Origin of the sequence: Rathayibacter sp. AY1F2 (assembly GCF_002930885.1) — a bacterium.
Classification (GTDB): Bacteria; Actinomycetota; Actinomycetes; order Actinomycetales; family Microbacteriaceae; genus Rathayibacter.
Genome location: NZ_PSVG01000002.1, coordinates 140,347 through 157,762, shown reverse-complemented (window position 1 = coordinate 157,762; position 17,416 = coordinate 140,347). Strand labels below are relative to the sequence as shown.

The window sequence follows — 17,416 nt, the reverse complement described above, 5'->3', positions numbered from 1 at the left end:
GACACCCCTCGTCTCCCCGCCGTGCCTAGCGTCACGGCATGGCGGCGAGCGGATGATCGAGCGGGTGGACCCGTTCCTGGGCACGGAGGCGACCGCGCTCCCGGAGCCGACCGGGGTCGCAGCGACGTGGTGGTCGCCGAAGCCGCAGATCGGCAACACGCACCCCGGAGCCACCTACCCCCTCGGCATGGTGTCCGCGTGCTCCTACTCCGGCGCCTATCCGACGGGCTACGGCCGCTACGACCTCGCGCTCGAGGGGGTCCCGCCGACGCTCCACGACGGCCTCGAGGCGAGCGGATTCACCCACTTCCAGCAGTCGGGCACCGGCGCGATCCGCAAGTACTACAACTACCTGCGGGTCACGCCGATGCTCGAGCCGCTCGACGAGCTCGGGCGCAGCTGGGCCCTCGAGGACGAGGTGGCGGAGCCCGGCTACTACGCGGCGACCCTCTCCTCCGGCGTGCGGGCCGAGCTCACCGTCGGGCCCGCCTCCGTGGTGCACCGCTACACCTTCCCCGAGCACCGCAGCGCACGCGTGGTGGTCGACCTCTCCCTCGGGGGTCTGGCGATCCCGAGCGGAGCGACGGTGCCGCTGCGCGCGCAGCTGCACTCGATCTCGCCCGGAGTCGCGGCCGGCGAGGTCGTGATGGAGGGGGCGCCGCTCGCGGTGCACCTGGAGTGCGACGCCCTGCAGTGGCGGCAGATGCTCTGGTACGACCGCCGGCTGATGCCCGGCGGGACCCGGCTCGACTTCGACCACATCCGTCCCACCACGCTGCGCCCCTTCGGGCTGATGTGGGCGGGACCCAGCACGGCCGGGCAGACCGTCGAGCTCCGGATGGGCTTCTCGCTGCGGGGCACCGACCGCGCCCGCGAGAACCTGCATCGCGACGTCCCTCCTGCGGGCACCGGGTTCGACCAGCGCCGTGATCGCACCCGCAAGACGTGGCGGAAGCGCCTGCGCACGATCGCCGTCGACACCCCGTCCGCCGAGCGCGAGACGGTCTTCTCGACCGCGCTCTACCACTCGCTGATCAAGCCGTGCCTCGCTCCCTCCGAGAGCCCGTTCTGGCCGACGGACGGACCCTTCGTCTTCGACATCAGCACGATGTGGGACATCTACCGCACTCAGCTCCCGCTGCTCACGATGCTGCTGCCCGAGCGGGCGGTCGAGATCGCGGCTGCGCTCCTCACCATCTGCGAGGAGGAGGGCAACTTCCCGATCGGCTACCGGATGGCCAAGGGCAGCGACCGGTTCTCGCGCCAGGGCAGTGCCCTCGCGCACACCTTCCTCGCCGACCTCTGCCGGCTGGGGCTGCCCGGGGTCGACTGGGACGCCGCTCTCGTGCACATGAGCGAGGACCTCAAGCGGATGTACGGCGAGGAGTTCCTCGCCGCGGGGGAGGCTCACCCGATCAGCCACACGCTCGACCTGGCGCACGGCTACTGGTGCACAGCGGTCGTGGCCCGCCACGTCGGCGATCTCGAGCTCGCCGAGCAGCTCGAGGAGCGCGCCGCGCAGTGGGTGAACGCGTTCGACCTCCGCTCCGGCCTGCTCAAGGACTCGACGTACTACGAGGGCACCCGCCACAACTACTCGTTCCGCCTGCTGCACGACATGGCCGGGCGCATCGCCCTCAGCGGAGGGGACGAGGGCTTCGTCGCCCAGCTGGACGAGTTCTTCGGCTACGGAGCCGAGCCGGTCGTCCAGCCCGGGCTGCGCCCCGAGCGGAGCGAGATGCTCGCGGGAGCCGAGCTCGGACGCTTCGAGGGGCTCAACAACGAGCCCGACATGGACTCGCCGTGGGCGTACCACTACGCGGGACGGCCCGACCGGACCGCCGAGATCGTGCACGGCGTGCTGCACCAGCGGTTCGGAGCGGGCCGGGGAGGCCTGCCGGGGAACGACGACTCCGGCGGCCTCAGCTCCTGGTACGTGTGGGCGAGCCTCGGGCTGTTCCCCGTCGCCGGGCAGGGCCTGGTGCTGGTCAACGCGCCGAGCTTCGCGCGCGCGTCGGTGGCGATCGGAGGGGCCGACCTCGAGATCCGGACCACCGGCTTCGTCGAGCCCGAGCCGGGTGGGCCGGTCCAGTACGTGCAGTCGGCCGAGTTCGACGGCGCGCCCCTCCTGACGAGCGTCCTGACCGCGGCCGCCCTCCATCGCGGCGGCGAGCTGCTCCTGCACCTCGGTCCGGAGCCCTCCGACTGGGGGACCCTGCCCGAGCATCGGCCGCCCTCGTGGCCGGCGCGCCGGCACTGACCCCCGCTCGCCGTCACCCCCGCCACCACCGACCCCGCGCGTCCGGCCTCCGCCGCCGCACCCGACCGACGACCCCTGAAGGAGACCCATGGACCAGAGCACGCACGCGAACACTGTGCAGAACAGACTCGTCATCGTCGTCCGCGCCGATCCGGTGATCTGCGGGCACTCCGTCGAAGCGCGCAATATCGCCGAGACCGCCCGGGAGCGCGGATTCGACGAGGTCCGGATCGTCACCTGGCCGATCGACCGGCTCGAGGCCGCGGGCCTCCCGCTCAAGCCGCTCGACGCCGTGCTGCCCTACAGCGACGGCATCGTCGTGGAGCGGCCGGGACCCGTGGGCGACTACAAGGTCCCGGACGGCCGCTGGCTGGCCGGGATGACCGGGCGCCTGATCGAGCTGTTCACCGACGGCGTCCCGACCGTCTGCCTCTCGCTCTACCTGAGCCCGCACACGCTCGTCGTGGCCGACGCCCTCCGCGCCGCCTGGAGCACCGGACTGCCCGTCGAGGTGACCACGATCGCCGAGGCCGTCGGCTCCGACGTCACGAACGTGGTCCGCCGGGCGGTGGAGGAGGGCCGGCTGGGCGCCGCCGCCCACATCCTCTCCTCCTACCTCTCGCAGGACCACTGCGTCGCGGTGTCGGAGTACACGCGCGACCTGATCATCGAGGAGGCGGAGCGCGTCGACGCCGCGCACGGGACGCGCTTCGCTCCGCAGTGCCGGGAGCGCATCGCCGTGTCCTACCCGGCGATCGACGCGGACGCCTACCTCGACCTCGACCCCGGCGTCGTCGAGGAGGTCGTGCGGGCCCGCGGACTCCGGACCGACGGCTACGTCCTCTTCCTCTCGCGCCTGACCGAGGCGAAGGGCGTGGAGGATCTCATCACCGGCTACGAGCGCAGTGCCGTCCACGAGCGCCACGAGCTCGTCATCGCGGGTCGCGGTCCGCAGGAGGCGGAGCTGCGCCGGATCGCGGCGGCGTCACCGCTGGCGCACCGCATCCGCTTCCTCGACGACGTCGGCGACGCGGAGAAGCCCTTCCTGATGGCGGGCTGCGCGGCGTTCGTGCTCCCGAGCAAGCCGCGGCCCGAGTTCGTCGAGACCTTCGGCATCGCGCTGGCCGAGAAGATGCTCGCCGGGGGCGGCCCGATCATCACCACGCTGACCGGCGGCATCGGCGAGGCGATCGGCGAGCACGCCTTCGTGACCCCGGTCGACAGCCCGGACACGATCGCCGCGCTCCTCGACCACGCCGTCCTCGAGCTCAGCGCCGACGATCGCGCACGCCGAGCGGCGGCCGCCCGGGAGTACGCCCTGCAGTTCGATCGGCGGGTCGTGTTCGACCGCCTCTTCGCCCGCCTGGCGCGGCCCGCCGTGGCGACGGCGGCGCTCTAGCGGCGGGAGTCCGGAGAGGCCGTCGCTGCGGCACCCCTCGCGATGAGCACGTCCGGCGAGAGCTGGTGGCGCACGAAGCGGAGCGTGAAGCTGCGGCGGTCTCCTCCGGAGACCCGCTCGGCGAGGACGCGGATGCCGAGGACGGCGACGACGCGCCACTGCTCGGTCTCGTGGGCGACGACGGCGCAGAAGAGGTCGCCCGGGCGCACCTCGTCGACGGTGGTGGTGAGGCTGTTCGTTCCGTGGGTCATCTGGCCGCTCCTGGTTCCGGCGGACCTCGCGGACGGCGCTTCGGGTGCGCCGCGCAGCCGTCCGCCGGTCGCTCGAGAGGGGGGCCCGAGCGGCCGGCGGCCGGTCATGCGTGCGACAGCAGGGACGAGCCCGCCGGAACGACCCCGTGCCGCAGGAGCAGTGTAAGACTGCGACCCTGACCGTGGCGCGGAATGTCAACCACTTGCGAGCGCGCTCCCGGGGTTCTCAGGCCCGGAGACGACGGAACCCGCCTCCCGGGCGGGAAGGCGGGTCGTGTCGGTGTGCGGCGGCGGCGCCTGATCGGGAGCGGCTCCGGCGCGGAGGGTCAGGCGGCGGGCTCGGCGCGGCGCAGCGGGACGGCGGCGTTGCTCGTCGGCTCGGGCACGATGCGGAGGCCGGCGCCGCTGTTGGCGCGCTCCATGAGGGCCTCGACCCACTCCGGGTTGATCGTGGGCTGGCGGCTGCCCTTGAACTCGAACTGGATCGGGATGGTCGGATGCATCCACACGCCGCGGCGGCCGGTGCCGGCCTGGGGGCTCGCGTCGAGGGTGAGCAGGAAGCGCTCGTCGCGGCGGAACTTGTTGATGATGACGATCTGGAGGTGGGCGAGGGCGCGGTCCTCGACCTCGATGGCGGCGGGGGGAGTGCCGTACAGGATGTTGCCCATGGTGTGCTCCGATCTGACGTGCGAGTGGCTGACGTCCGTCACTCTATATCGCTAGAAAGACTTCCTACTAGTTGAGCTAGCTACTTACGTCGCGGAGTGCGTTTTCTGTCCATCGCCGCCGGACGACTCGATTCTCCGACGGATCCGGGCCGCGGCAGAAGACCCTCGGAGTGAACTCCTGGGGACGCGCGGCCACGGCCGCGGGGACGCCGGTCAGGCGCGGCGCTGCTCCAGCACGCCGTCGGCGTACTCGCCGATCGGCTCGCCCGCGAGCTCCTGGGCGGCGTCGACCGTCTCGGAGTCGGCCGGGCGCTCGACGATGTCGCGCATCGTCTGCAGGAAGCGGATGACGGTCCCGGCCTCGGAGGGGTTGAGCGTCTCGGCCGCCTCGAGCATGCGGCGGTGCATCTCGTCGAGCGTCTCGCGCACCTCGCGGTGGGAGGTGGGGGTGGCGACGATGCGGATGGCCCGGCGGTCGCTCGGGTGCGGCTCCCTGACCACGTGCCCGCTCTTGACCAGCCGGTCGATCAGCACGGTCGTGGAGGCGGAGGAGATGCCGAGGTAGGAGGCCAGGTCCTTCGGGCTGACGTGCACGCCCTTCTGCTGGCGGCGCATGAGGAACTGCACGGCCAGCAGGTCGTTCTCGCCCATGCCCATGGATCCGCGGGTCCGTCGGCGCATCGCGGCCTCCGCCGTGCGGAAGGCGCGCATCGCGGCGAGGACCTCCACCGCTCCGGGCTCGGTCGCCTCACCCGAGAACCAGAAGGCCCCGGGTCGCTTCAGCGTGACCTCATCCATGCCGAACAGTCTAGACAGTCTCGTAGCAAGAACATCTAGACAAGCCAACCTCCCCCGAGGTGCTTGCCTGGAAGGGCGGCGACCACTACGAAGGGACTACTAGTTAGACGAGCTAGTGACTCATTCGCGAAGGGAGCTGCCCGTGCTGGACGAACTCGACCGCCTGCAGCCGCTTCCCGCCGACGTCGTGGATCCGCTGGTCGGCTCCACCCTGGCCGGTCGCTACCTCGTGCTCGAGCGGGTGGGGGAGGGCGGCAGCGCCGTCGTCTACCGCGCCCGCGACCTCCGCCTCGCCCGCCAGGTCGCGGTCAAGGTCCACCGCGACGTCCCGGACACCCCCAACGAGCGGGCGCGTCGCGAGCGCGAGATCCGCTTCTTGATCGACTCGCGTCACGCGTCCGTGGTGGACGTTGTCGACCAGGGCGAGATCCCCGGCGAGGAGGGCGACCTCGCGTTCCTCGTCCTCGAGTACTTCGACCGCAGCGACCCGGCGGCCGACTGGTTCGGCTCCGGCGATGAGCGGCTCGTCGCGGAGGTCGGCGCTCAGGTGGCCGATGCTCTCGCGCACCTGCACGCGCAGGGCGTCCTCCACCGCGACGTGAAGCCCGAGAACGTCCTCGTCCGCTCGCGCGCCACCGCATCCGGCTTCTCCGCGCACGAGGCCAAGCTCAGCGACTTCGGGATCGCCCGCTCGGTCGACGACGCCCGGCTCACCCGCTCCGACGTGCTGGTGGGCACCGCCGCGTACCTCAGCCCCGAGAGCCTCGGCTCCGGCCCGGTCGGACCGGCGTCCGACGTCTACTCGCTCGGGCTGGTCCTGCTCGAGGCCGTCTCGGGCCGCAGGGCCTACACCGGCACGACGCTCGAGATCTCGATCCAGCGCCTCCACCACGCGCCCGTCGTCCCGGAGTCGGTCCCGGCGGAGTGGCGCGAGCTGCTGACCGCGATGACCGCTCTCGATCCGGCCGACCGCCCCTCCGCCGAGGAGGTGGCACGCCGGCTCTGGGCGCGCCTGGCCGGCGGCCCCGCCGCAGCCCCCTCCCGCAGCGGAGTCACGGGCACGGTCGCCCTCGTCGCCGCGGGCCTGGTCGGCGCGGTGACGGCCCTCTCGCTCACCGGCTGGCTGGGCTGAGCGCCCCGAGCGGTCCTCGTCCGCTCAGGTTCCTCGCGAGCGTGCTCCCGTAGGCTCCGGGCGACCCTCGACCGACCCCGAGCCGCGTCGCCGCGGACCGAACGGAGCCGATCCCATGAGCCCGCGCCGCCTCTTCCGCCTGCTGTCGATCGTCGAGGCGGTGACCTGGACTCTCCTGATCGTCGGGATGCTGCTGAAGTACGCGGCCGGAGCCGGCGACTGGCCGGTGAGCGTCGCCGGGCCGATCCACGGGTTCGCGTTCCTCGCCTACGGAGCCGCGGCCCTGGTGCTCGCGGTGAACCAGCGGTGGTCGGCGGGCGCGACGGCGCTCGCGGTCGTCAGCGCGGTCGTGCCCTACGCGACGGTCCCGCTGGAGCGCGGCTTCGAGCGCCGCGGCCTGCTGGAGGGCCCGTGGCGGACGCACGCGACGGACGACCCGCGCGACCGGCGCGTGACGAGCCGGCTCCTCCGCTGGGCGCTCGCGCGGCCCGTGCTCGCCGGGGCGCTGGTCCTGGCTCTGGTCGCCGTGGTCTTCGCGGCGCTGCTGGTGGTCGGCCCGCCCGGGGGCGGCGAGGCCTGATCCCGCGCGCGGCGTGCCTCAGACGGGGCGCGTCTCCGCGTCGATGAGGATCTCGGCGGCGCGACGCGCGTGCAGGGCGGCCTCCGGGGTTCCGGCGATGGCCGCGGTGGTCTGGGCGCCCTCGGCGAGGATCGCGAGCTGCGCGGCGAGCTCGGCGCCGCCTCCCGCCTCCTCGGCGAGGGTCGCGAGGAAGCGCTGGAACGTCTCCTTGTGGTCGCGCGCCATCTCGGCGACCATCGGGTTCGACGAGCCGAGCTCCCCGAAGGCGTTGATGAAGCCGCAGCCGCGGAACGAGTCCTCGGAGAACCAGTCGAAGAGGAAGTCGTAGATCGCGAGCAGCTTGCCGCGAGGTCCGTCCGCCGCGGCGACCCGGGTGGTCACGCCGAGGGTCCACTGCTCGTGCCGGCCGTGCAGGACGGCGACCACCACCGACTCCTTGCTCGGGAACTCCGAGTAGAGGCGCTTCAACGAGACGCCCGCGGCCGTGCGGAGCTCGTCCATCCCGACGGACTGGATGCCGCGCTCGTAGTAGAGCCGGTCGGCGGCCGCGAGGATCGCCTCGCGGGGAGGGCGCTCGTCGAGGATCGGGGACATCCCTCCATGGTAGGCGGTACCAGAACGGGCGTTCTCGGTCGGCTGCCGCGCTCTCCGCAGGGGATCCGGGGGTCGGACGCTGCTGCTAGCGTCGCGCTCGGGTGCGCGGGCGCCCGGGAACGGGAGGCGGACGCATGGTCGTCGCGATGCAGGCCGAGGGATTCGACGGGCCGGAGGCGCTGCGCGCCGTCGAGGTCGATCCAGGGGAGCCGACGCCCGGCAGGGTGCGGATCGCGGTGCGCGCCGCGGGCGTGAACCCGGCCGACGCGAAGCTCCTGCGCGGGATGTTCGGGCGCGGGCGGGTGCCGGTCCGGCCGGGCAGCGAGATCTCCGGAGTCGTGACCGCGGTTGGCGAGGGGGCCGAGGGGCCGCTCGGCCCGATCCGCGTGGGCGACGAGGTCGTGGCGTTCCGGGTCTCCGGCGGCTACTCCGCCGAGCTGGTCGCGCCCGCGAGCGCGGTCCTGCCCAAGCCCGCCGGGCTCGGCTGGGCGGCGGCCGCGGGCCTGCTGCTGGCCGGGACGACCGCCGAGCACCTCGTCGAGGCCACCCGCGTCTCCTCCGGGGACACCGTCCTGGTGCACGGGGCGAGCGGGGCCGTCGGCTCGCTCGCGGTGCAGCTCGCGGTCGCCCGCGGAGCACGGGTGCTGGGCACCACGAGCGAGCGCGGCGAGGAGGTCGTCCGCCGCTTCGGCGCGGAGCCGGTCCGCTACGGCGCCGGGCTGGAGGAGCGCATGCGCGTCCTGGCCCCCGGCGGCGTCGACGTCGCGCTGGACACGGCGGGCACCGACGAGGCGCTGGACGCCTCGGTGGCTCTGGTCGCCGACCGCTCGCGCATCGCCACTGTGGCCGGCTTCGAGCACGCCGCCCGCCTCGGCGGCATCCTGCTGCTCGGCGGCGGACCGGGAGCCGATCCCGGCACCGCGCTCCGCGACGCCGCCCGGCCGGGCCTGCTCGACCGCGCCGGTCGCGGGGAGCTCGAGGTCGTGCTCGGGCCCTCCTTCCCGCTGACCGAGGCGGCCGCCGCGCTCGCCCTCGTCGAGTCGGGCCGCGCGCGCGGCAAGACGGTCCTGCTCCCCTGAACGAGACGTCCTCCCTCGATCTGCCGGCCCTCGGGCCCTTCGACTCCGCCGGCGCCGCGAGCCTCCTCCGCAACCACGCCCTCCCCGGAGTGGAGCGGGTCTCGGCCGACGGCCGGCGCTTGGAGCGCCTGCTCACCCTCGACGGGGCGCCGCGGCCGATCGCGCTCGAGGTGACGGAGACCGGGCTGCGGGTGGAGGCGGAGCCGGACGTGCTGACGCCGGCGGCCGCGGTCGTCCGAGCCTGGTTCGACCTCGACTCCGACGTGGTGGCGATCGGCGCCGAGCTCTCGCGGGACCCGCTGCTCGCCCGCTCCGTCGCGGCCCGGCCGGGGCTGCGCGCGACGCAGTACCCGGAGGCGTTCGAGGCGGCGGTGATGGCGGTCCTCGGCCAGCAGGTGTCCGTCGCCGCGGCCCGGACCTTCGGCGGACGCACCGCCGCGGCCTTCGGCGCCCCGGGGGAGCGCGGTCTGCTGGCGTTCCCCGCACCCACCGCCCTGCTCGCGCCGGAGTTCGAGGCGCTGCGCTCAGCGATCGGGATCACCAACGCCCGGGCGCGGACGGTCCGGGCCGTCGCCGAGGCCTTCGCCGCCGGACCCGTGCTCGACCGCGCGGGCGACCTGCCGGAGCAGCGGCGCGCGCTCCTCGCGATCCCGGGCATCGGGCCGTGGACGGCCGACTACCTCGCGCTCCGGTTCCTCGGCGATCCGGACGCCTTCCCCGCCGGCGACCTGGTGCTGCGGAAGGCGCTCGGCCGGGTGAGCACGGCGGAGGCGGAGGCGGCGTCGCAGGCGTGGCGGCCGCACCGGGCGCACGCGGCGTTCCACCTGTGGGCGAGCACCGGGGCGGTCTGAGCGGACGGACGACCCGAGTCGAGAGGCCGCGCCCGGACCGGCGGCCGGGACCGGTCGCCGACGGATCAGGTCAGGTACTCGACGTCGTCGTACAGGATCGGCGCGTCCTCGGCGTCCGGATCCTCGACCGGGACGTCCTCGTGCTCGAGGATGACCGCGACGCCCGGGGAGACCAGCACGCAGACCTCGCGCTCGCCGGCGACCGTGAAGCTCACCATGTCGCCGCGGTTGCGCACGGCCTCGACCAGGCGCTTCTCGAGCTCCTCGGTGTCGAGGGAGACGGCGAGGAGGAAGCGGCGGCCGTCGATGCTGAGCGTGGTGCGCCGCATCGTCGCCTCGGGCTCGGGAGGCGTGCCCCGTCCGCCGCGGCCCGGCGTGACCGCCTTGACCCGCAGCGACGAGGCGTGCATCCGGATGACGGCGTTCACGAGCCCGCCTCCGGGCGCGACTCATGGTGGCGGCGGCCGCCGGAGCGGCGGTCCTCCTTCATCTCGGACTCGAAGAGGTGGCGGCGTCCGCCTGCGAGCTCGTCGCGCGCGGCGCGCTCCTGCTCCCGGAACGCGGCGTAGTAGGTGTCGTCGTAGTCCTCGACGATCTGGAAGGTCCAGCGCCCCTCGATGACGTTGCGGCCGACGAGCTCAGCCTCGATCCGCTCGGCGGTCGCGGCGTGGCCGGCCTCGCGCAGCGCGTCGACGGCCTCGCCCAGAGCGAGGTCGGCCGCGCCGGTGAGCCGGTGGAAGCCGTAGAGCAGACCGCGGGCGTGCTCGACCGTCTCGAGCGCCTCCGAGAGCTTCCCGAGCGCCGCCACGGTGGCGTCGTCGAGACCCTCCGGGCGCAGGTGCGCGGAGTCGGGGTGGTCGTGTGAGCTGCTCATCCAGGTGAGCTTAGGCCGACCTAAATGCTCTGTGACCCCCTTGCGCCGCCGCCGGGAATGGTTCGTGCCCGGAGCGGCAGGGCGGTCAGGTGCACGTCGCGGAGCACTCCGTCGTCGGCGACGGCGGTCAGGAAGGTGCAGGCCGGCTGGCGCCTCCGATCCGTCGGGGAGCCCGGATTGAGCAGGCGGAGACCCGCCGGGGAGACGGTGTCCCAGGGGATGTGGCTGTGCCCGAAGACGAGCACGTCGGCACCCGGATGGGCGGCGTCGGCGCGGGTCTCGCGGCCGGTCGCCGCTCCGGTCTCGTGCACCACGCGGACGTCGAGGCCGGCGACGCGGGCGCGCGCGACCTCGGGCAGGCGGGCGCGCAGCGGCTCCGGATCGTTGTTGCCCCACACGGCCAGCAGGAGCGCCGCCCGCTCCTCCAGCGCGTCCAGCGTCGCCTCGTCGACCCAGTCGCCCGCGTGCACGACCAGGTCGGCCTCGTCGACCGCGCGCCACACCTCGTCCGGGAGGGCCTTCGCCCGCTTCGGGAGGTGCGTGTCGGCGAGCAGGAGGAGGCGGACCGGACCGTCGACCTCGGGTGGAGAGCCGTCGGGGCCGGGCTGGAGCAGGGGCATCAGCGGGCGGGGCCGGGCGTCGGCTCCACTCCGCCGTCGGCGCCGGGCTCGGTCGCGGTGCCGGAGCTTCGGAGGCGGGCGTCGAGCGCCTCGAGGTCGGCGGCGAACCAGAGGTGGTCGCCGCGGTTCGACTCGACGACGAAGGCCTGCAGCGCGCTCGACTCCGCCACCGGTCCGCTGACGTCGCCGAGGATCACCAGCCGCTTGCCGTACGAGACGAACTTCTGCACGAACTCGCCGGCGATGCCGGAGCGCAGGCGGAGGAACTCGGGGTCGAGCCGGCCGACGGGCACCACGATCGTCTCGACATCGCCGCCGTAGGTCTCGCCGATGAGCGCGATCGCGTCGTCCGGGGTCGAGAGCGCGCCTCCGTCGTCGTCGACGAGCAGGAGGGGGACGCCCTGGCGGGTCTCGGTTCTCATCGGGCCAGCCAAGCACGTCGGCCGGGGAGAGGCGAGCAGTGCCGTCCGGGCCTCCGCTCGGGGCGTCCCCTCCTGCGCCGGTCGTGCTTGCGGGGACACGCCGATCAGGCGTCCGGACGGGCTGCCCGCACCGCCGCTACGAGCCCGGCAGCTCGACGCGGCGCTTGAAGCCCACGTGCGAGTCGACGAAGCCCAGGCGCAGGTAGAAGCGGTGGGCGTCGGTGCGGGCGGCGTCCGAGGTCAGCTGGACGAGCGGCGTGCGGAGCTCGATCGCAGCGACGTCCAGCACCCAGCGCATCAGGGCCGTGCCGATCCCCGCCGACCGCTCGGCGCTCGCCACCCGGACCGCTTCGACGAGCAGGCGGGAGCTGCCGCGGCGCGCCATCCCGGGGATCACGGTCAGCTGCAGCGTGCCCACCACGGCTCCGGTGCGGTCGATCGCGACCACGAGATCGTTGCCCGGGTCCTGCGCGATGCTCCGGAAGGCGGACTCGTAGGCGGCCCCGTCCTCCTCGGCGGCGACGTCTCCGCGCCCGGCGCTGATCGGGTCGTCGGAGAGGAGCCGGACGAGCGCGGGGAGGTCGTCGAGCACCGCGCGGCGGAGGAGGAGGCTCCTCTCCTCGGGGCCGGCGTCGCAGGGGAGGGTCAGGTCGGCGATCATGCCCTCATCCTCCCGCTGCTCCACGGCGGGAGCGGTCGTCGGAGGCGGGCAGGACGCGGCTGAGAGCGGCAGGGGGATCCTGGCGCCCGGTCCGCACGTCCACGCGCCGCGTGCCGCAGTCGGCGCAGCGGACGTACACGACGACGCCCTCGCTGGTCCGGTGGGCCGACTCGGTCGTCCAGCCGTGCTCGTGCGGATCGACGGCGGGGGCGAGCGGCTCGGAGGGGTGCGGGGAGGGTGTGGAGGTGCGCATGGGAGCCACTGTGCTGTCATGGTCTTATGCAGCTCAACCCTTACGGCGAGTACGCGGTCCTGCTCGCCGCCTCCCTCGCGAACGACTGGCCGTCCGACCGCGAGGGCATCGAGGCTCGAACACGCGAATACGGCATGACGATGGCCTTCGAGTCCGGCCCGGACGACCACGCCCGGACGCGCGACGTGATCGACGAGTGGCTGGAAGTGGTCGACGCGCCGACTCCGAGCGACCGGGCGACGTCGCTGAACCGCCAGATGGCCGCGATCGCCGCGTATCCGCGCCTGACCGACCACGACGACGAGGGCTGGCACCTGCACTACCGCGACCAGGACCAGTCCCTGGCGCACGTCCTCCACGCCGTCATCTCGGTCGGCACGGCGCTGCACCTGACGACCCGGGGGATGAGCCGCCTCCTGCGGTGCGAGGCCGGTCGGGCGCCGGGCGACCACTGCAGGAACGTCGTCGTCGACGTGACGCGGAACGGCCGGCAGCGGTACTGCTCCGTCCGCTGCGCGAACCGGGCCGCGGTCCGGCGGCACCGCCTGCGGCACGCGGAGTGAGTCCGCGCGGCCCCGTCACTCCGCCGCGTCGCCGCCCGGCTTCATCCAGAACGGGGAGTAGTGGTAGCCGTCGAGGTCGTCGAACTGGCGCTGGTACATGAAGGAGTAGTCGTCGGTGTCGCCGATCCGGCCGCCCGCGGCGGCGGCCCGCTCGACGAGCTCGTCGACGGCCGCGCGGCTGTCGAGGTCGAACGAGACGGTCACCTTCGAGGGGGTGCCGGGGGCGCCGATCAGCTCCTCGGTGGCGCCGACGCTCTCGTACATCGCGCGGCTCGCGAGCATGACGGACGTGCCGGGACCGATCGCGAAGCAGGAGACGTCCTCGCGGGACATCTCGGTGTTCAGGGTCCAGCCGAGCGCGGTGTAGAAGGCGGTGGCGCGCTCGACGTCGTCGACCGGGCAGGTGATGAAGAGGCTCATGCGCTCACCCTCGCCACCTGCGGGCGGGCCGTCAAGAGCTCCGCGAGGGAACTCCGGACGGCCCGCCGGGACTCAGCGGAACGACCGCAGCCGCAGGCTGTTCAGCACGACGAAGACGCTCGAGAACGCCATCGCGGCGCCGGCCACGAGCGGCCCCAGGAGTCCGGCCATCGCGAGCGGGATCGCGGCCACGTTGTAGGCGAAGGCCCAGAACAGGTTGCCCCGGATGACCGCGAGGGTGCGGCGCCCGAGGCGCAGGGCGTCGGGCACCCGGCCGAGGTCGTCGCCGACGAGCGTGATGTCGCTCGCCTCGATCGCCGCGTCCGATCCGGCGCCCATCGCGATCCCCACGTCCGCGGCGGCCAGCGCGGCGGCGTCGTTCACACCGTCGCCGACGAAGGCGACGTGGCGGCCCTCCGCACGGAGGCGCTCGATCACGGCGAGCTTCTCCTCCGGCAGCACCTCGGCGACGACCTCGTCGATGCCGACGGCCGAGGCGACGGCCTGCGCCGCCCGCGGGTTGTCGCCGGTCAGCACCATCACCCGCAGGCCCCGCTCGCGCAGGGCGCGGACGGTGCGGGACGCCTCCGGCCTCGGCTCGTCGCGGAGGACCGCGAAGCCGCGCAGCGCCCCCTCCCAGCCGACGCCGACGACGGTGCCGCCCTCGGCGGTCGCTCGCTCGGCGCGCTCGGCGAGACCGCCCGGCGCGAAGCCCCACTGCTCCTCCAGCCAGCGCAGCCGGCCGGCGACGACCAGGCGGCCCTCGACCCGGGCGCGCACGCCGAACCCGGTGCTGGAGCGGAATCCGGTCGCCTCGGGGACGTCGAGGTGCGCGGCCCCGGCCACGATCGCTGCGGCGAGCGGATGCTCCGACCCGCGCTCGACGGCGGCGAGCATCCGCAGGCTCTCGTCGTCGCTGGACTCGACGACCTGGAAGGCGCCGGTGGTGAGCGTGCCGGTCTTGTCGAGCACGACCGTGTCGATCCGGCGCCCGGCCTCGAGCACCTCCGGCCCGCGGAGGAGGATCCCGAGCTGGGAGCCGCGGCCGGTGCCGACGAGGACGGCGGTCGGGGTGGCCAGGCCCAGCGCGCACGGGCAGGCGACGACGAGGACGGCGACGGCGGGAGAGACGGCGGCGGCGAGGTCGGCGCCGGCGATCAGCCAGCCGGCGAGGGTGGCCAGGGCGAGCACCACCACGACCGGCACGAAGACGGAGGAGACGCGGTCGGCGAGCCGCTGGATGCGCGCCTTGCCGGCCTGCGCGTCCGAGACGAGGCGGCCCATCCGCGCGAGCGTGGTCTCGTAGCCGACGCGGTCGACGCGGACGGTGAGCAGGCCGTGGGCGTTGAGCACTCCGCCGGTCACGGTCGAGCCCGGGCCGACCTCGACCGGCACGCTCTCGCCGGTGAGCATGCTCGCGTCGATCGCGCTCGAGCCCTCGAGCACGGTGCCGTCGGCGGCGACGGTCTCGCCGGGGCGCACGCGGAGGACGTCGCCGACGGCGAGCGAGGACGCGGGCACGCGCTCCTCCTGTCCGTCGGCGGCGACGCGCACGGCGTCCTTCGCGCCGAGGCGGAGGAGCGCCCGGAGCGCCGCACCGGCGTCGCGCTTCGACCGCGCCTCCAGGTAGCGGCCGGCCAGCACGAGGACAGGGACGGCGGCGGCGACCTCGAGGTAGATCTCGTCGTGGCCGGACCGGCTGCCCAGCAGCTCGAACGGCATGCTCATGCCGGGCCGCCCGGCGTCGCCGAGGAACAGAGCCCAGACCGACCAGGCGAAGGAGGCGCCGACCCCGAGGCTGATCAGGGTGTCCATGGTGGTGGAGCCGTGCCGCAGCGCCCGCCAGGCGTTGCGGTGGAAGGGGAGCGCGCCCCAGACCGCGACCGGTGAGGCGAGGGCGAGGCACAGCCACTGCCAGTTCGCGAACTGCAGCGGCGGGATCATCGAGAGAAGGACCACCGGCACGGCGAGCAGGGCGGAGACGCGGAGCCGGGTGCGCAGGGCGCGCCGCTCGCGGTCGTCGTCGCTCTGCTCCTCCTGCTCCTCCGTGGGAGCCGCCTCGCCGATGGAGGGGACCGACGCGCTGTAGCCCGCGGCCTCGACGGCGGCGATCGCGTCGGCCGGAGTCGTGCCGGGCGGGAGGGTCAGCGTCGCGCGCTCGAGGGCGAGGTTGACGGTCGCGTGGACGCCGGGGAGCGCGTCGAGGCGCTTCTCGACCCGCGCGACGCAGGAGGCGCAGGTCATCCCTCCGATGGCGAGCTCGAGCGGGGTGCCGGTGGTCTCGGTCACGTCAGCTCAGGGGAGCGAGGCGGTAGCCCGCGTCGGCGACGGCGGCGGCGATCTCCTCGCGGCCGAGCGGCCGGGAGGAGCCGACCGTGACGGTCGAGACCCCGTCGGGGGCGAGGGACACGTCGACAGCCGAGACCTCGGGGTAGGCGGCGAGCTCCTCGGTGACGCTGCGGACGCAGTGCTCGCAGGTCATGCCCGCGACGCCGAAGCTCTGCACGGACGCGGCGGACAGGGAGCCCTGCGCCGCGTGGCCGGCATCGGAGCGGCCGGCGTCGCCGTGGCCGCCGCACGCGCAGGCGCCGCCTCCGCCGCAGCCGCACCCTCCCGTCGATCCGCTCGCGGTCAGGCCGAGGTCGATCCTGGTGCTCATGGGTTCTCCTGTGTCGTGCGTCCGGTCCGATCCGGTCGATCGGCCCGGTGGGCGTCCGGTCGGCACGCCGGTCGCGGCATACCCCCGGGGGGTACTCCATGGTAAGCCCGCCGAGCCCTCTCGGCAAGGCGGGAGGGCGGAGGAGGGATGATCTCAGGGGCGGCTCGGAGCCGCGCGAGGAGGGAGGGGCGCATGGATCCCGCATCGACGCCGCACTGGGGCGAGCCCCCGCCGCGCACGCCGCCGGAGGTCCCGCTGCCCCCGCGCACGCGGTTCGAGCCGACGGCGCTGCTCGCCGCGCCCCTGCCCGCCCCGGCCGCCGTCCGGGCCCGGGTCCGTCAGGCCGCCCCGGAGCGGCAGCGCCGGCTGGCGGCGCTCGCCGCGGTCACCGAGGGGTTCGCCGTCCTGCGCACTCCCGAGCTCGCCCGGGCGCTGCGCCGGATCGCGGCACCCGCCTCCGCCGCTCCGGCCGCCGCCGCCGCGGTGCTGGCCGTCGGCCGCGACGGACTCGAGCTCGCCGCCGAGCGCGCGGACGCCCTGCGCATCGCCGAGTGGGATCGGATCGTCTCGGTGGGCGTCGGCACCTCGCCCTCGGGTGCCCACCGGGTCCGCGCGCTGGTCCTGGCGGTCCTCGCCCCGCCGCCCGCCTCCGCCGTCCTGCGTGCGGCGAGGCGGCGCCCGCGCACCGTCCTCGTGCCCCTGGTCGTCGCCGCCCCGGCCGCCCTCGGCTGGCGCGTGGCCGACGACCGCACGTTCCTCCTCGCTCTCGAGCGCCTCCAGCGCGCCCTCGAGGAGCGTGCCCGGTGAAGGCGCGGTTCCGCTTCGCCCTCGCGGCCGTCGCCGTGCTAGGCCTGGGCCTGGCGCTGCGGTTCGTGCTCACGGGGCTGCTCGCCGACCTCGCCGGCGGAGTGGCCTACGTCGTCCTGGTGGCGCTGCTGATCGCGGTGCTCCTGCCGCGCATCCCGGGCGTGACGGCTGCCGGGATCGCGCTGGCCTGGTCGATCGCGATGGAGCAGCTGCAGGCGATCGGAGTCGCAGCGCGCCTGGTCGAGCTGTGGGCGCCGCTCCGCCTCGTCGTCGGCACCACCTTCTCCTGGCTCGACATCGCGGCCTACGTCCTCGGCGCGGTCGTCGCCGCGGCCGTGCACCTCGCCGTCGCCCCGCGCGAGCAGTCCGCCTGACGGGAGTCCGCGCCCGGCGTCTCCTGTTCGCCCGTCGGCCGGGCTGCCGCGAGGCGTCCCGGCGTCCGCCGAGGTGCCGGCCTCGCCCACCGGACCGCCGAGGTGTTCGTGCGCTCCCCGAGGCGCCGCCGTCCCCGCGGTGCCTCGCCGG

The 17,416-nt window shown here is 74.5% G+C and carries 22 protein-coding genes; 9 read left to right on the top strand and 13 right to left on the bottom strand.

All coding sequences use genetic code 11. From position 1 onward, the window contains the following. The first annotated feature begins 64 nt into the window (after positions 1-64). Both C5C54_RS02450 and C5C54_RS02445 read left to right on the top strand, forming a co-directional pair. On the top strand, positions 65-2,260 hold the full coding sequence (locus tag C5C54_RS02450) for a glycoside hydrolase domain-containing protein (RefSeq protein ID WP_258063184.1): 2,196 nt from the start codon (positions 65-67) through the stop codon (positions 2,258-2,260). Positions 2,261-2,348: 88 nt separating this feature from the next. Continuing rightward, on the top strand, positions 2,349-3,659 hold the full coding sequence (locus C5C54_RS02445; protein ID WP_104287712.1) for a glycosyltransferase: 1,311 nt from the start codon (positions 2,349-2,351) through the stop codon (positions 3,657-3,659). Here C5C54_RS02445 and C5C54_RS02440 read toward each other — a convergent pair. The 3 genes from C5C54_RS02440 to C5C54_RS02430 all read right to left on the bottom strand — a co-directional run bounded on the left by C5C54_RS02440 (position 3,656) and on the right by C5C54_RS02430 (position 5,376). Beyond that, positions 3,656-3,910 (bottom strand): hypothetical protein, encoded by a 255-nt coding sequence (locus C5C54_RS02440; RefSeq protein ID WP_104246999.1) that lies wholly within the window; start codon positions 3,908-3,910, stop codon positions 3,656-3,658. The two genes, C5C54_RS02445 and C5C54_RS02440, sit on opposite strands and share 4 nt — an antisense overlap. A gap of 326 nt (positions 3,911-4,236) precedes the next feature. Beyond that, a complete protein-coding gene (locus C5C54_RS02435; protein ID WP_104224199.1) occupies positions 4,237-4,578 on the bottom strand; it encodes an ATP-dependent DNA ligase in 342 nt (113 codons plus the stop codon). Positions 4,579-4,791: 213 nt separating this feature from the next. Beyond that, positions 4,792-5,376, bottom strand: a complete 585-nt coding sequence (locus C5C54_RS02430) for a MarR family winged helix-turn-helix transcriptional regulator (protein WP_104224167.1) — start codon at positions 5,374-5,376, stop codon at positions 4,792-4,794. A 142-nt stretch (positions 5,377-5,518) separates the two neighbouring features. On the opposite strand from C5C54_RS02430, the gene C5C54_RS02425 reads away from it, so the two are divergent. Together C5C54_RS02425 and C5C54_RS02420 are read left to right on the top strand one after the other, a co-directional pair. Further along, entirely contained in the window at positions 5,519-6,508 is a 990-nt protein-coding gene (locus C5C54_RS02425; protein ID WP_181127834.1) for a serine/threonine-protein kinase, read from the top strand. A gap of 115 nt (positions 6,509-6,623) precedes the next feature. Further along, positions 6,624-7,088 carry a DUF3817 domain-containing protein gene (locus tag C5C54_RS02420; protein WP_104225947.1) on the top strand — a complete coding sequence of 155 codons (465 nt, stop codon included), beginning with the start codon at positions 6,624-6,626 and terminating at the stop codon, positions 7,086-7,088. Between the two features lie 18 nt (positions 7,089-7,106). Here C5C54_RS02420 and C5C54_RS02415 read toward each other — a convergent pair whose 3' ends face one another. Beyond that, positions 7,107-7,682: a TetR/AcrR family transcriptional regulator gene (locus C5C54_RS02415; protein ID WP_104224170.1), complete on the bottom strand. Its 576-nt coding sequence runs from the start codon at positions 7,680-7,682 to the stop codon at positions 7,107-7,109. A 134-nt stretch (positions 7,683-7,816) separates the two neighbouring features. Between C5C54_RS02415 and C5C54_RS02410 the strand changes: the two genes are divergently transcribed. Both C5C54_RS02410 and C5C54_RS02405 read left to right on the top strand, forming a co-directional pair. Beyond that, on the top strand, positions 7,817-8,761 hold the full coding sequence (locus tag C5C54_RS02410) for an NADP-dependent oxidoreductase (RefSeq protein ID WP_258063183.1): 945 nt from the start codon (positions 7,817-7,819) through the stop codon (positions 8,759-8,761). Then, positions 8,758-9,612 carry an AlkA N-terminal domain-containing protein gene (locus tag C5C54_RS02405; protein ID WP_308470734.1) on the top strand — a complete coding sequence of 285 codons (855 nt, stop codon included), beginning with the start codon at positions 8,758-8,760 and terminating at the stop codon, positions 9,610-9,612. Before C5C54_RS02410 ends, C5C54_RS02405 begins: the two co-directional genes overlap by 4 nt. Positions 9,613-9,677: 65 nt before the next feature. Here C5C54_RS02405 and C5C54_RS02400 read toward each other — a convergent pair whose 3' ends face one another. The 6 genes from C5C54_RS02400 to C5C54_RS02375 all read right to left on the bottom strand — a co-directional run bounded on the left by C5C54_RS02400 (position 9,678) and on the right by C5C54_RS02375 (position 12,442). After that, positions 9,678-10,040: a hypothetical protein gene (locus C5C54_RS02400; protein WP_104224172.1), complete on the bottom strand. Its 363-nt coding sequence runs from the start codon at positions 10,038-10,040 to the stop codon at positions 9,678-9,680. After that, positions 10,037-10,486, bottom strand: coding sequence for a hypothetical protein (locus C5C54_RS02395; protein ID WP_104224173.1), 450 nt, complete (start codon positions 10,484-10,486; stop codon positions 10,037-10,039). The genes C5C54_RS02400 and C5C54_RS02395 overlap by 4 nt, the downstream gene beginning before the upstream one ends. A 20-nt stretch (positions 10,487-10,506) precedes the next feature. After that, entirely contained in the window at positions 10,507-11,106 is a 600-nt protein-coding gene (locus C5C54_RS02390) for a metallophosphoesterase (RefSeq protein ID WP_104287709.1), read from the bottom strand. Continuing rightward, complete coding sequence (locus C5C54_RS02385) at positions 11,106-11,528, bottom strand: DUF4180 domain-containing protein (protein WP_104247004.1); 423 nt, start codon at positions 11,526-11,528, stop codon at positions 11,106-11,108. Before C5C54_RS02385 ends, C5C54_RS02390 begins: the two co-directional genes overlap by 1 nt. Before the next feature lie 136 nt (positions 11,529-11,664). Further along, a complete protein-coding gene (locus C5C54_RS02380) occupies positions 11,665-12,189 on the bottom strand; it encodes a GNAT family N-acetyltransferase (protein ID WP_104262384.1) in 525 nt (174 codons plus the stop codon). 4 nt (positions 12,190-12,193) lie between these two features. Beyond that, positions 12,194-12,442 (bottom strand): hypothetical protein, encoded by a 249-nt coding sequence (locus C5C54_RS02375; RefSeq protein ID WP_104287708.1) that lies wholly within the window; start codon positions 12,440-12,442, stop codon positions 12,194-12,196. 26 nt (positions 12,443-12,468) lie between these two features. On the opposite strand from C5C54_RS02375, the gene C5C54_RS02370 reads away from it, so the two are divergent. Beyond that, positions 12,469-13,005 carry a CGNR zinc finger domain-containing protein gene (locus C5C54_RS02370; RefSeq protein ID WP_104287707.1) on the top strand — a complete coding sequence of 179 codons (537 nt, stop codon included), beginning with the start codon at positions 12,469-12,471 and terminating at the stop codon, positions 13,003-13,005. A gap of 15 nt (positions 13,006-13,020) precedes the next feature. On the opposite strand, the gene C5C54_RS02365 is transcribed toward C5C54_RS02370, so the two are convergent. The 3 genes from C5C54_RS02365 to C5C54_RS18185 all read right to left on the bottom strand — a co-directional run bounded on the left by C5C54_RS02365 (position 13,021) and on the right by C5C54_RS18185 (position 16,084). Next, on the bottom strand, positions 13,021-13,425 hold the full coding sequence (locus C5C54_RS02365; RefSeq protein ID WP_104287706.1) for a VOC family protein: 405 nt from the start codon (positions 13,423-13,425) through the stop codon (positions 13,021-13,023). A gap of 72 nt (positions 13,426-13,497) precedes the next feature. Continuing rightward, positions 13,498-15,714 (bottom strand): cation-translocating P-type ATPase, encoded by a 2,217-nt coding sequence (locus C5C54_RS02360; RefSeq protein ID WP_258063182.1) that lies wholly within the window; start codon positions 15,712-15,714, stop codon positions 13,498-13,500. Between the two features lies 1 nt (position 15,715). Beyond that, the gene (locus tag C5C54_RS18185) at positions 15,716-16,084 is read right to left on the bottom strand and encodes a heavy-metal-associated domain-containing protein (protein WP_104224180.1); all 369 of its coding nucleotides are present in this window, start codon (positions 16,082-16,084) and stop codon (positions 15,716-15,718) included. Between the two features lie 192 nt (positions 16,085-16,276). Here C5C54_RS18185 and C5C54_RS17545 point away from each other — a divergent pair, with 192 nt between their 5' ends. Further along, positions 16,277-16,891 (top strand): hypothetical protein, encoded by a 615-nt coding sequence (locus C5C54_RS17545; protein ID WP_146078771.1) that lies wholly within the window; start codon positions 16,277-16,279, stop codon positions 16,889-16,891. Next, positions 16,888-17,265 carry a DUF2809 domain-containing protein gene (locus C5C54_RS17540; RefSeq protein ID WP_104262387.1) on the top strand — a complete coding sequence of 126 codons (378 nt, stop codon included), beginning with the start codon at positions 16,888-16,890 and terminating at the stop codon, positions 17,263-17,265. Before C5C54_RS17545 ends, C5C54_RS17540 begins: the two co-directional genes overlap by 4 nt. Positions 17,266-17,416 lie beyond the last annotated feature (151 nt).